Annotated in this window: 11 protein-coding genes; 2 read left to right on the forward strand and 9 right to left on the reverse strand. The window is 56.4% G+C overall.

All coding sequences use genetic code 11. The features are described from left to right. Nucleotides 1–148: 148 nt before the first annotated feature. Both NSU01_RS05970 and NSU01_RS05975 read left to right on the forward strand, forming a co-directional pair. A complete protein-coding gene (locus NSU01_RS05970; RefSeq protein ID WP_076242302.1) occupies nucleotides 149–1,585 on the forward strand; it encodes a PLP-dependent aminotransferase family protein in 1,437 nt (478 codons plus the stop codon). 477 nt (nucleotides 1,586–2,062) lie between these two features. After that, nucleotides 2,063–2,734 carry a hypothetical protein gene (locus tag NSU01_RS05975; RefSeq protein ID WP_052421691.1) on the forward strand — a complete coding sequence of 224 codons (672 nt, stop codon included), beginning with the start codon at nucleotides 2,063–2,065 and terminating at the stop codon, nucleotides 2,732–2,734. A 206-nt stretch (nucleotides 2,735–2,940) separates the two neighbouring features. On the opposite strand, the gene cysC is transcribed toward NSU01_RS05975, so the two are convergent. From cysC to NSU01_RS06020, 9 genes are all read right to left on the reverse strand, one after another. Beyond that, complete coding sequence (gene cysC, locus NSU01_RS05980; RefSeq protein ID WP_076242303.1) at nucleotides 2,941–3,501, reverse strand: adenylyl-sulfate kinase; 561 nt, start codon at nucleotides 3,499–3,501, stop codon at nucleotides 2,941–2,943. Nucleotides 3,502–3,991: 490 nt separating this feature from the next. Beyond that, a complete protein-coding gene (locus NSU01_RS05985) occupies nucleotides 3,992–4,894 on the reverse strand; it encodes an STM4011 family radical SAM protein (protein ID WP_076242304.1) in 903 nt (300 codons plus the stop codon). Beyond that, nucleotides 4,891–6,279, reverse strand: coding sequence for an STM4012 family radical SAM protein (locus NSU01_RS05990; RefSeq protein ID WP_076242305.1), 1,389 nt, complete (start codon nucleotides 6,277–6,279; stop codon nucleotides 4,891–4,893). The genes NSU01_RS05985 and NSU01_RS05990 overlap by 4 nt, the downstream gene beginning before the upstream one ends. Nucleotides 6,280–6,310: 31 nt before the next feature. Beyond that, entirely contained in the window at nucleotides 6,311–7,096 is a 786-nt protein-coding gene (locus NSU01_RS05995; RefSeq protein ID WP_042134103.1) for an STM4013/SEN3800 family hydrolase, read from the reverse strand. Then, nucleotides 7,093–8,541: an STM4014 family protein gene (locus tag NSU01_RS06000; RefSeq protein WP_144025947.1), complete on the reverse strand. Its 1,449-nt coding sequence runs from the start codon at nucleotides 8,539–8,541 to the stop codon at nucleotides 7,093–7,095. The genes NSU01_RS05995 and NSU01_RS06000 overlap by 4 nt, the downstream gene beginning before the upstream one ends. Beyond that, nucleotides 8,541–9,386, reverse strand: a complete 846-nt coding sequence (locus NSU01_RS06005; RefSeq protein ID WP_076242306.1) for an STM4015 family protein — start codon at nucleotides 9,384–9,386, stop codon at nucleotides 8,541–8,543. The genes NSU01_RS06000 and NSU01_RS06005 overlap by 1 nt, the downstream gene beginning before the upstream one ends. Nucleotides 9,387–10,443: 1,057 nt before the next feature. Beyond that, nucleotides 10,444–11,853 (reverse strand): nucleoside recognition domain-containing protein, encoded by a 1,410-nt coding sequence (locus NSU01_RS06010; protein WP_042134111.1) that lies wholly within the window; start codon nucleotides 11,851–11,853, stop codon nucleotides 10,444–10,446. Then, entirely contained in the window at nucleotides 11,831–12,562 is a 732-nt protein-coding gene (locus NSU01_RS06015; protein ID WP_042134113.1) for a FeoB small GTPase domain-containing protein, read from the reverse strand. Before NSU01_RS06015 ends, NSU01_RS06010 begins: the two co-directional genes overlap by 23 nt. Further along, the gene (locus tag NSU01_RS06020; protein ID WP_042134114.1) at nucleotides 12,559–12,813 is read right to left on the reverse strand and encodes a FeoA family protein; all 255 of its coding nucleotides are present in this window, start codon (nucleotides 12,811–12,813) and stop codon (nucleotides 12,559–12,561) included. The genes NSU01_RS06015 and NSU01_RS06020 overlap by 4 nt, the downstream gene beginning before the upstream one ends. Between the last annotated feature and the right edge of the window lie 290 nt (nucleotides 12,814–13,103).

Below are 13,103 nucleotides of genomic sequence, written 5' to 3' on the forward strand. Positions count from 1 at the left end.
GAACAGTTGCTGGGCGGAATGCTGTACAATAGGGCAAAGAGCAGTTGGCGGACGTGTGCGCTGGAGTGAGCGGCGAACGGTGAAAGGTGAATGGCGAGCTGTGGGCAGCGGGGCGGTTGCGAGTATATTGTGGAGAGGGCGGGGGTATATGAAGAAGTCAGTGGGAGCAGAGCAAAGTAATCCCTTGTTCCGCCAAGTCTATGAGTTCATGCTGAACCGGATCGAGCGGGGGGAGTGGAAGGCTCATGACAAGCTGCCGTCGATCCGGCTGCTGGCGGATGAGCTGGGTGTCCACCGGCTGACGGTATTTAAGGCTTACCGGGCACTTACGGAGAACGGTATGCTGTATGTCAAAGACAAATCCGGTTATTATGTATCGCCGGGCAGCCGGATGGCCAACTCAGTGGAAGAAGGAGCAGCAGTGCTGGGGTATACGGTCAAGAGTCCGATGTCCGATATTCAGCGGAAGCCGGTGACTTACCAGTTCTCTCAGGCGCTGATTGATCCGGGTCTGCTGCCCAACCTGTTCCTGTCCGATTATGTCAAAAAAGTATTCGACCTCTACCCGAAGGTCATGGGTACCTATTCCACCGTGCAGGGGGATGAGGAGCTGCGTGCTACGCTGAGCAGTCATTTCCATGACCGGTACCGGCTGCAGCTCTCGGCCAGCGAGCTGCTGATTACCTCGGGCGCGCAGCAGGCGATCAATCTGATCGCCGGAATCATGCTCGGCCCGATGGATGCCGTGCTGGTGGAGCGTCCGACGTATAGTGTGGCGCTGGATATTTTCCGCCGGGCAGGCGCGCGGCTGGTTCCGGTGGAGATCTCGCCGCAGGGGTATGATCTGGCGGCGGTCGAGGAACTGATGCGCAGGCATAAGCCGCGGATGTTCTATATTAACCCGACGCACCATAATCCGACGGGTTATACGGTGCCTGCTAAGCAGCGCAAGCTGCTCGTTGAGCTGGCGGAGCGCTACCGTTGCCTGCTGGTGGAGGATGATCCGTTCCGTGATATGCACTTTGAGGAGGAGCCGCCGGCGCCGTTTTTTGCCTATGATACCGAAGGCTGGGTCATCTACATCAGCAGCTTCAGCAAGTATGTAGCCCCCGGGCTGCGGATTTGCGCAGTAGCCTGCCGTTATCCGTTCATGGAGAGGCTGATTGCCGCCAAGTCGCTGGCGGACAACGGGACGCCGCTGCTGAATCAGAAGATCTTCCTCCACTACTACACCTCGCCGCGCCTGCAGCAGCATCTTGGCAAGCTGCGGATCGCGCTTCAGGTGCATAAGGAGATCATGGAGGAGGAGCTCGCTGCCGCCGGCTGGGAATGGACAGCTCCGCAGGGCGGTCTGAACCTGTGGGTGAAGCTACCGGACACAGTGTCCGTAGATGTGCTGTTTGTACGCTGTATGGAGCAGTCCATCTCCTTCGTTCCCGGTGAAATCTGTGATCCGCTGGGCGAGATGAAGTCCTGGCTGCGCCTCAGCTACTCCTTCGCCAGCGAAGCGCTGCTTCGTGAAGGGATGCGGCAGCTGACCGCAATTGCGCGGGAGATCGAGGCGGAGGGTGAACATAGAGAGTGAATTTAGAGAGTAAATACGAAGAACAGATGCAGAAAGCAGATGCAGAAATTAGATGCAGAAAGCAGATGCAGAAAGTAGACGCAGAAAGTAGATGCAGAAAGTAGATGCAGAAATTAGATGCAGAAAGTAGATGCAGAAATTAGATGCAGAAAGCAGATGCAGAAATTAGATGCAGAAAGCAGATGCAGAAAGTAGACGCGGGTAAGCCTTGGGGTTTAGCCTGCAGACATGATGAGCCAGCTGCTATCATATATCCGTCAGGCATAGCTGGTAGCACATGCTCATGATGCAGCCGTTATCACGTAGCTGTCTGGTCGCAGCTTGCTATCACATGCCCGTGACGCAGCCGTTATCACGTAGCTTTTATTACGCTGACTGTCCTATTATACCCGCGTGCCTTTTTGCTGGCATGGGATTTTATGGTTTATAGAGTAACCTTTCTCTGGAAATTTCGTCTGGTGAATAAGGAGAGTGATTATGATGATTGCGATAAAAAGAATCCGGGGCGTCCTGCTCATGTTCCTGTGTGCCCTGCTTGTCTTCATGACACTACTGACCGTACGTCCGCAGGTTACCTATGCCTGTTCTTGTGTCATACCAGCTCCTCCGCTGGAGGCTATGGAAAACAGTACGGCCGTGTTTGAAGGCACCGTAATATCGGTCGCCAAACCATCTGGAATTATCCAATCCAGCGCCGATCCCATGCAGGTTACCTTTCAGGTGGGTGCCCGCTGGAAGGGGGATTTGGGTAATCAAGTGACCGTAAGTACGGCGCAGTCCGGAGACAGCTGCGGCTTTGAATTCGCCGAGGGTGAACGCTACATGGTTTATGCAAGAGGAGCGGAAGCAGATGGAAACCTAGCGAAGGGGAATGAAGAACAGAGTGAGCTGACTACGAGCCTGTGCAGCCGGACTGCCCTGTATGCTGACGCGCAGGAAGATCTGAATGAGCTGGGGCCAGGTACCGGCGGCGGGTCGCCGACAGCGCCGCCGGAGACCGCTGAAGGTGATGCACCTTCAGTACCTGTAGACAACCATTCAGCAACAGCACCATGGCTGCTATATGTGGGAGCGGGTGCGGGGATGGTGATCTTGATAGCACTAGGGCTAACCTGGCAGCGCCGTCAGAGTAACAAATCGCGAAAATAGTGTAAGGCAGATTAAAGCGGGATGAGGCGGAGTAAGATGTGACGGGGGGAAGCGACGTTGGAGGATACCTGAGCAACGCGGCTAGTTTGTTGGAGGAATGGGAGCTTCATATCAATAAGAAGGGAGGCTCATGGCTAAACGCTATAAGTCTCCCTTCTATTATGCTCATAGCGCAGGCGAAGCAGGAGAATGTCCGCACTCTAACTCTAGCGCCAAGGCTGATAGAGCCGGTTCTCCGTAAGCCAGTCTATCATTTCCTCCACGCATTCCTCTGGTGTACGCTCTGCCGTGAGCAGCCTCAGCTCCGGGCGGTCCGGAGCCTCATAAGGATCGGAGATCCCGGTGAAGGCCGGGATTTCACCGGAGCGGGCCTTGGCGTACAGCCCTTTGACATCCCGCGCTTCACAGACGGGGAGCGGGCAGTCTACATAGACCTCCACGAACCCCGGCAGCTCCAGGCGGGCATAGCTGCGCATGTCGGCATAAGGGCTGATCACCGAGACCACGGTGACCACGCCGTGCCGGTTCAGCAGGCCGGCAATATAGACCGCCCGGCGGATATTCTCGAACCGGTCCTCGCGGCTGAAGCCGAGGCCCCGGCCCAGTGTGCGCCGCAGCTCATCACCGTCAAGCCACTCCACTGCCCGGCCCTGCTCCTGCAGCCGGTCCTTGAGCAGAGCGGCAAGCGTGGACTTGCCCGCTCCGGACAGGCCGGTGAGCCATATCGTTACCCCTGTTTGTGTCTGAGCATGTAGCTGAGCCGTCATTGCTTTGTCCTCCCGTAACTTTTGGCTTCATTGTAAGCACATTGTAGCCATATTGTAGCCACATTTGCTCTATCCATTGAACGGTACTCTTTCGAAATAGCGGCCTGGGAGATAGAACCAGACTTCTGCTCGAAGCCAAGAACCTCATCCGACAATAACTGTATTTACTACAACTAAAGTCACCAGCCATTGTCTTTCCAATCTAATAGCTGCACTTTCTACAACTAAAAGGACTGACTTTCCCCAAAGGAGCGCCTTAGGCCATTTTTAGTTGTACAGAATACACTTATCCGCACAAATCCGGTGTTTATCCTCCTTTTAATTGTACGAAATACACCTATTCGTGGCCTCTCTGCGTCTGCATTCCCCCACATATAAGAGAAATTGTGTTTGGAACTCGCCCTGCCTTAGCGGTATCTATCCATCGCCGTGTCAATTCTATCGAATCTGCCAACCTAACCCGCCAATCCAATCCGCCAACCCAACCCGCTCACCGCTGAATCCCCATTTCCCTCATTTCGTCTGGGATTCTCTCTCCCGCGCCGTAAGGAATCCGCTCCAGCAATCCGGAGCCGTAAATCTGCTCCAGGCCGAGCTCCGGCATATGGATATAGCCGATGTAGCAGTCGCAGACCTTCATCCGGCAGCTGCGCTGCGCAGCAAGTCCTTCGAGACCATCGCGGTAGAGGTTACCGATGACCGCGCGGTCCTTGTAGCAGCGTTTCACGAGACCTGCCCCTTGCACATAGAAGACGTTGCTGCCTGCATTGCAGCTTTTGCCCAGACTGTCGTAGTCAACGGCATTGATCCGGAAATAAGGATCTATCCCGCTAAGGAAGCCTACATCCTCTGGCGTATAATAATCCGGCTTGTCCTTGTAGGCGTTCACCCACAGATAGACATCCTCCGGCAGGGCGGCACGCAGCGAAGCAATAGCGGGAAAAGCACCATGTACACCTACACTGCCCACGCTGAAGGGAATGCCTTGCCCGTATACAGTCCTGCACTGAGCCAGGAACCGTTCCTCACTCACCTGACCGGGATGATAGGTCGCCCAGAAGGCTGCTTTGGCCGGATTCAGCTCTGCGGTGAAATCAAGCCGGGCCGACAAATTCGTCTGGATGGCGACTTTGTCCACATGCTCCAGATGGGATAGAGTGATTAGCGCGTCCCGGTACCAGCGGTGTGTCAGTCCTTCGCCGTAGGGATTGAAGAAAATAGACAGCCGGTGGCCTGCCGCTCCCTGCTCCGACACCCAGCGGACGAAGGCCGTAAGATGCTCACGGTCTTTGGCTAGGGTGGCGGCGCTGTCTTTTGTTTTGCCGAAGGGGCAGTAAGGGCAGTCATAGTTGCAGGAGGAGAGGGAGCCGCGGTAGTAGAGGACCGCCTTCATGGCAGGATGAACCCTTCCATCTGCTCCCTGATCTCGCCGGAAATAAACCAGTCGCCGATGGAATCGGAGTAGCCGAGACCGCCCGGAGTAAGCCGCAGGATGCCCTCTTCATCCGTGGCGAACCCGCTCTGCACCAGCAGACCCAGCTCGGGATGATCTTCCCATAGCGTAGAACCGAATCTCCGGCTGTAATCTGCCACGGTGAGACCTTCGCTATGCAGGATAGCTTTGAGAATGAAGCGCCGTTTCTGTTCTGCAAGGCTCAGTACAATCCCGTAGTCAGCAGTATCATAACGTTCGGCTGCTACATAGTCAGCGATGATGCTCTCCGTGGCTTTGCGGCTGACGCCGTAGCGGGAGGCATAATGCACATTCCGGGTATAAGAGCGGGCACCGCAGCCAAGGCCGACCATGCCTTCCTCCTGGCAGCTGTAATCGAGAATATCTTTAGCAGTTCCAGCGTTCTCCTTGGCGAACCTGCGCATCGAATATTGGCGGTAACCGTGCTCTGCCAGCAGCTGGCCTGCGGCCTGATAGCATTCATGGCGGATATCAGTCTGGCGCAGCAGATCGCCCGGCTTCACAATCGTGTGCTCACGGGTGTAGAGCGGATAGATGAAGATCTCCTCCGGCTCATGCAGCAGCGCCTGATTCAGCGAATACAGCCATGATTCCACCGTTTGACCCGGAAGCCCATAGATCAGGTCCAGATTGAGGATGGGAAAATCATATTTACCCAGCAGCTCAAGCGCCCGGTATACCACGTCCGGGTCCTGCGGCCGGTAGATGGCAGCCGACTCAGCGGCCACGAAGCTCTGAATCCCCATGCTGACCCGGTCGACGGTATGCTCCTTCAGGATCGACAGCTTCTCCTCTGTCAGTGTCTCGGGTGAGGTTTCGACGGAGATGGAGGTGGCCGCGAGGTCTACACCCATGATATCCGCAGCAATGCCGAACAGCCGGTTCAGCTGCGCGGGAGCCAGCAGGCTTGGCGTTCCGCCGCCGATGGCGAAGCGCGCATAAGGCTTGTGACGGGTAAAAGCAGCCCACTGCTTCGCCTGCCGTTCCAGCGCATCCACGTACTCGGCGTGGACATTCGCTCTTTTGTCAGGCAGGGTGAACAGGTTGCAGAAGCCGCAGCGAGCGCCGCAGAAGGGAATATGCATATATAAGAAAAAACTCTCCGCAGGCTCGTCCCGCCACAGCTCCTCTAAAGAAATGGGGGCTGCGAACTCGCGGTAAGCGGTTTTGTGCGGATAAGAATAAAGATAATTGCGGTAAGGATTGGCCGTAATCTGCCCGGTCCATTCCTGAAGCTCCCCGGAGGAGAAGGGAGGACTTTCGTCATTGCTCTTATGATGAAGGGATTGCCGGATTGACGTCATACGTTCTCCTTCCTTTTGCGGGATAGTACAGCTATATAAAAAATTCGCGGTAAGGAACATTCCATACCGTTTCATGCGCGAGCCGGTGGCCCTGGTAGCCGTCCTCGCCGTAAGCTTCTCCATGATCGGAGAACGCCAGGCAGAACACCGGGTTACCGCGTTCGCGGAAGGCAGCAAACAGCCGGCCTAGTTCACCGTCGGCATAGCGGAGGGCAGCGCGCTGGCTGTCCACGGAATCACGCTTCGCACCCGGCAGGAACATATGATTCGGGCCGTGGATCGCCGAGACATTCAGGAACATGAACAGACGCTGGTCAAGCGGTGTATTATTCAATATTTTGAGCGCGTGATTCACCTGATGTTCGGTCGAGCGCGGGTTCGTCACCCCGAACGTCATCCGCCAGTAGCTGTGCTGGAAGTAACCGGGCAGGACACGGGCGAGGGGAACTTTTTTGCTGAAAAAGATTACCCCTCCTATACACACCGTCTGATATCCCGCCGCTGCCAGCCCGGACACCATATCCGGCGTATCGAACAGCCAGGTATGGGGATGGGTCTTGAGCCCGGTATTCCGGGAATGGAAGAGCCGCACATGCTCAGCCTTATTCGTAGTGGCCGGAGTGGGCAGGAATCCGCCGAAGAAGGCATGATGGGCTGCATAGGTGAAGCTGCCGGGCGTATGCCGCTTTTCCCAGGAACCGCTGCCGCACAGGTTGGGGCAGTTGGCTTCCTCCAGAACAGCGGCATCATAGCGCAGCGTATCGAGCGTAATCATTAAGATATCGTGGGTGCCGACAACGGCATTCATATCGGTCATAGGGCCAGGTTCCTCCCGGATAGCTGTTTCATTTCCCATTCATAGGTGCTGCAGCCGTGGTATTCCACATCGTACAATAAGTCGCCAAAAGGGTTCACATCCGCCGTATACGTCCGCCCGGTGCTCCCCACCAATACATCAATTCCCGCCACGGAGGAACGCGGAAAAGCAGCCAGAGACTGCTCGGCCGTCTGCCGTACCTCTGCCTGCATGTCCTCCGTGAGTCCGGCTTCGGCCGGAGTCATCCGGCGGCTGCGCAGATGCAGGTTCGTAATCGGTGTACGGCTTACCCGTGCAACCGAGTGGCAGGCCACACCGGCAACAACCAGCTGGCGGATATCGAACGATTGCCCGTCCGCGCCGGACTTCGGAATCCACTGCTCGGCGTAGGCGCCGTGGCGGTAGAGCCAGTTGATGATTCCGGCGAGGAGCGCAGAGTCCGTATAGCGCCGCAGCTTACCGGAATTATAATACACCGGGGGACGGGTGATATAGCTCTCGACCCCGATGGTAGTGACCGCCACCTCAGCTCCCGTTGCCGGATTGAGCTGATAGGCAATGACGCCGGATGCGGCTGAGCCGCTGGCCAGCTTGATGAATACGCGGTGCATCCGCTGCGAGAGCATCAGCCCGCGGAGGGAGGCGTAGTCCACGGGGGCTTCTCCGCTGCTGCCCTTAAGCGGCCGGGGAATAGGAACGCCAGCCGCAGCCAGAAGCTGCTGCGTCCGGCGTTTGTCGGTCATCGCGGCGATCTCGCCGGGATGGTTGGTCCAGCGGGCGGCGGGCAGGAGCTGCCCGGCTTCACGCTGAATCCGGGCCAGCAGCCGGCAGTAGCCGCGGAACCACTGGGACGGATGATGCAGCACGCCGGGCATATCCTTGAGTGCGCCGGCCGCCTTGAAGCTCAGCGGACGGAGGTCCGGCTGGCCGCCGTAAGGATGCAGCGAGTCGTCTGCGTCCGGCGCATCCGGCGCGCCGAGCGCGATCAGGGCGCGCTCGGTTTCGAAGCTGCCGCCCGGCGACTCCAGCCGCAGCAGCGGCGGGGCCGTGGCCGGGGCATGCGCTGCGGGGGCAGGTGCGGCCAGCCTGGATTGCCGGCTGCTATCGCGGCCTTGGGCAGCCGGCTCTGTCAGGTCCGGCTGCCTGTCCGGTGCCGGTGAATTAACCTGTGCTTGTCCCTGCAATGCATCCAGCACCCGCATTCCATCAACCCGCTGCCCTGCCTGCCCGGACATTCCGCCCATCGGCTGCTCCTGCTCCGGCAGTATGTCCAGTCGCTGCCCCGCCTGCTCCAGAAATTCAGCCAGCGGCTGGCCCTGCAGCAGCCCGGCGTACGGAATCAGGACCGCCGGAGGCATGCCGAGGCGGCTTCGCGCCTGCCGGATGCCTTCCGAGCGCCTGTCGCCGGGATTGCAGAACACAATCAGCGGCTCTGCGGGTGGCATCACTCGGTGATCGACGGATAACGCCAGTCATCCTCGTCGTCGCTTTTCTGCTGGTCACTGACATCGGCAGGCAGTCCGCTGTTCTTCCAGCGCTGAATCATTCCGTCAGACATATAATGATGGCTCAAGTTGAGCAGCTTTAGTCCTTTGATCTTCCCGCTGGCGAGCAGCGCCTCGGCGCCGGTATCGCTAAGGGTTCCGAGGGACAGGTCGAGTGTCTCGAGCTGCTCCAGAATAGGTGCATCGGCTAAGGCTGCAGCAATTTCATCCTGGATTTCACTATTTTTGAGTCCCAGATAGGTAAGCTTGGGGAACTTTCCGGGGGCGATCAGCGGATACAGGTCTTCCAGACCGCCGTCAAAGCCGTAGTTGTCCACGCCTAGATATAATTCGAGCTTTTGCAGATTCGGCAGATTGGCGGCGGCGATATCGGCCAGGACATTTTTGCCGAGTCCGCCTGTTATAATAATCAGTTCTTCGAGCTTCTCATGCTGCAGCTGGCTCAGCCGCAAGTTCGTGCCGCCCTGCGCAGTCAATGACTGCAGCTCCGGATAAGCGGGAAGCAGCGGCGAGAGGTCAGTTTGGGTAATCCACGAAATTTCACATTCCTCATACCCCATTTCCCCGATAAAAAGCCTGCGCAGCGCAGGGAAACTTGCACTGTGCTTCACCAGCGCCTGGACGGCATCCTCCGAGCTGTTCTCGTAGGCTTGCCCCCAATCGCCAATCGTCAGACTGCTTACTTCAGCGGCTTCGGGGCTTTTGCTCAATTGTTCAATCTCCGTCTCTATCCGCTTACCTTCTTCAAATGCATCGTAATCGATACTGAGCTTCACTGCTGTCATGAACATTCCCTCCCGGAAAATTATGGCTTCCAAATCACCCTAACATTAAGCAGATGGGGAGTCAAATGGCCAAGACGGAAGGTTACGGGAGAGGGTTTGTCGGCAGCTGGAGCGGTAGGGTAGCAGGGACATGAGAGTAGGATGAGGGTGTGTGGAGAGTAGCTGTAGAGTAGCTGTAGAGTAGCTGTAGAGTAACTGAATAGTGGTAGGAGAGTAGCTGGTGAGTAGTTGTAGAGTAGTAGGAGAGGTGCTTGTAGAGTAGCTGGAGAGTAGGAGAGTAGCAAGAGAGTAGCTGGAGAGCAGATGGAGAGCAGATGTAGAGTAGGAGTAGAGCAGTAGTAAAGGTACTTGTAGAGTAGCATGGGTGTAGCAAGAGAGTAGCTGGAGAGCGGATGTAGGGTAGGAGTAGAGCAGTAGTAAAGGTACTTGTAGAGTAGCATGGGGGAAGAGTGGCTTGAGAGGCTGATTTTCGCAAACTTATGGAGTTTTAGGTATCTGCAGAGTAATTTTAGGCTTTTGCGTGCGCGAAATGAAGTTATGCAGCCCGTATGTAACGCTTCTCCTAACAAATGTTGCACAAATTACAACTTTGAGGTAGAGATAACGGTACATTAGAGAGAATTGTTGTAGAAAATGCAAGAATTTCTACATAAATTCAATGAAAATAAGGGAAATGTTGTATTCTGTACAACAATTTTGATTTTTGCCGCTTATCGCGATGGGATTGTTGTATTTCGTGCAAGATTTTGAAGGGAGGAAGGGGAGGGGGCCGCACAGCGTCCCGCCTGCGCGCCCGGCTCCATTGCCCCGCCCCGTCGCCCCGCACAGCGTCCCGCCTGCGCGCCCGGCTCCATTGCCCCGCCCCGTCGCCCCGCACAGCGTCCCGCCTGCGCGCCCGGCTCCATCGCCCCGCACAGCGTCCGGCTCCATTGCCCCGCCCCGTCGCCCCGCACAGCGTCCCGCCTGCGCGCCCGGCTCCATTGCCCTGGCTCGTCGCCTCTCCCCATCGCCCGGCTCCCCGCCTTAAGCGGCAGGGAGCCGGGCCAGCGGCGTGGCATCATACCCAGCCGAACAGCCGTGCTGCGGCTGCAACCAGGTAGGTTACCGCGATGGCGATGCCGAGCGGAATGACGGCGGAGAGCACTGCCCACTTCATGCTTTTGGTCTCCTTGTAGATGTTCACCAGCGTGGTGCCGCAAGGATAGTGAAGCAGGGAGAACAGCATCATATTCAGCGCCGTCAGCCAGGTCCAGCCGTGGCTCAGGAAGATATCCTTGATACTGCCAAGACCTTCGATATCAACCATGGCACCCGAGGACATGTAGCCCATCAGCAGGATCGGCAGCACAATTTCATTGGCCGGCAGCCCGAGGATGAAGGCCATGATAATAAAGCCGTCCATACCGAGCAGCTGAGCGAATGGATCGAAAAATGCAGCCATATGGTTAAGCACGCTCTCTCCGCCGACAAACACATTGCCGAGAATCCAGGTGATGATACCAGCTGGAGCGGCGACGACGATAGCACGGGTCAGCACATTCAGCGACTTCTCTTTGGAGGAGCGGACAATGGTCTTCCAGATCTGCGGGCGGCGGTACGGCGGAAGCTCCAGCGTGTAATGGGTAGGCACACCGCGCAGCGCTGTTCTGGACATGACCCAGGATACACTCAGAGTTACGGTAATGCCGACCAGCACGATGCCCATCAGTACCAGCGCTGTGGAGAACGTACGCAGCATTCCTGTTGTCGCCGCGCCGACCATGAACATGGAGGAGAGCAGGATAAGTGTCGGCCACCGGCCGTTGCAGGGCACGAAGTTGTTGGTCAGAATAGCCAGCATCCGTTCACGGGGCGATTCAATAATGCGGGTCGAGAGGATGGCGGCTGCGTTGCAGCCGAAGCCCATTGACATCGTTAAGGCCTGCTTGCCGTGGCCGCCGGATTTCTTGAACAGGCGGTCCATGTTAAAAGCTACACGGGGCAGATAACCGAAATTCTCCAGCAGCGCAAACACCGGGAAGAAAATCATCATCGGCGGCAGCATGACACTGATGACCCACGAGGTTCCGCGGTACAGTCCGAGCACAAGGACGCCATGCAGCCAGGCCGGCGCATGAACAGCAGTGAATCCTGCAGTCAGATAACCTTCGATCCAGCTGAAGAGGGAGGCCAGCCAGCTTGAAGGATAGTTGGCTCCGGCAATCGTAATCCAGAATACCAGGCCGAGACCGGCAAGCATGATGGGGAAGCCCCAGAGCTTGGAGGTAACGATATTATCCAGTTTATAGGTGCTGCCCAGCTTCTTTTTATCTTGATAGGTGACTGCATCGCTGCAGATGCCGGCGGATACGCCGTAGATCCCGCTGACAATCTCATCGCGGATTCCCCCTTGATCAGCCAGCTTCTTAGCGGCTGCGAGCAGAGAATCCACCGGGTCGTGACCATTAATGGCATGCGGTGATTCCATGGCCGACCACCTCCTCACTTACGGGAATATCCTTGCGGCTCATGCGGGCTTTGAGTGAAGTAAGCAGGCTGTGATCACCATCCAGCAGCCGCAGGGCAATCCAGCGGGCGGGGTATCTCGAACCGATGGTCTGCTCAACCATAGGAATCAGCTCGGCAATGCCTTGCTCAATGTCAGAGCTGTAGGTGATTTTTAGCGGCTCTGCCTTGAATGCACCCGTGGCCACGCGCTCGATTTGATCAAGAAGCGCTTCAATACCAATTTTGTTACGGGCAGAAATAGCGGTTACGGGAACGCCGAGCCTCTTGGAGATCCGCTTCAGATTGATATCAATCCCAAGCCGGCGGGCTTCATCGATCAGATTGATGCAGACCACGGCGCGGCCGGTGATCTCCAGTACCTGCAGGGCAAGGTTAAGATTGCGTTCCAGCGAGGTAGCATCCAGGACCACTAGCGTTACATCCGGCTGTTCAAAAATAATATAGTCCCTCGCAGCCTCTTCATCGGCGGAGTTGGAGTAAAGCGAGTAGGTGCCCGGAAGATCCACAGCCAGGTACGTGTGGTTCCTGTGGGAGAACCCGCCTTCGGCGGTGACTACGGTTTTGCCTGCCCAGTTGCCGGTATGCTGGCGCATGCCGGTCAGCAGATTGAATAGCGTGCTCTTACCCGTGTTGGGATTGCCTGCAAAAGCGACAGTGTACTGGCTCATCTTTCACCGCCTCCAATTAATTGACCATAGATTAATGAGCTCTCTTCCCGGCGCAGGGCAATCGTTGTATTGCTTACCCGGAATGCTGTAGGATCTCCCAGCGGGCTGCGCCGCAGCACTTCTACAGCATTGCCGACGACGAATCCCAGATCAAGCAGTCTTCTCCGCAGCACGCCCTGAACTTCAATGCCGCTGATGCGCAGCGTACTGCCGTTCACAGCTTCTGACAATGGAATAACGGCTTCAGCCATAAGATCTCCTTCTTTCGTATGAAATGGAATGAATGAATATATAGCCATAAGTATGGAGTATGCATTTATATAGTGTATTGTGCACGCGGCATAGATTATTGCAGCCTGCCACAATATTAGTATATGTAAATAATTTTGTCCTTGCAACAAGAATGTTTCCCTAGGGAAAGAATAAAATAATCCCTGCTATAAAAGCGGCACGAGCCTCTTTATAGCAGGGATAGCGGAAGAGTAATAAATTAGAAGAGTCTATTCTGTGGTGATAATTGTTTGAATATAACGGAGGCTGT

Source organism: Paenibacillus sp. FSL H8-0259 (genome assembly GCF_037963255.1).
Lineage (GTDB): Bacteria > Bacillota > Bacilli > Paenibacillales > Paenibacillaceae > Paenibacillus_AQ > Paenibacillus_AQ phytohabitans.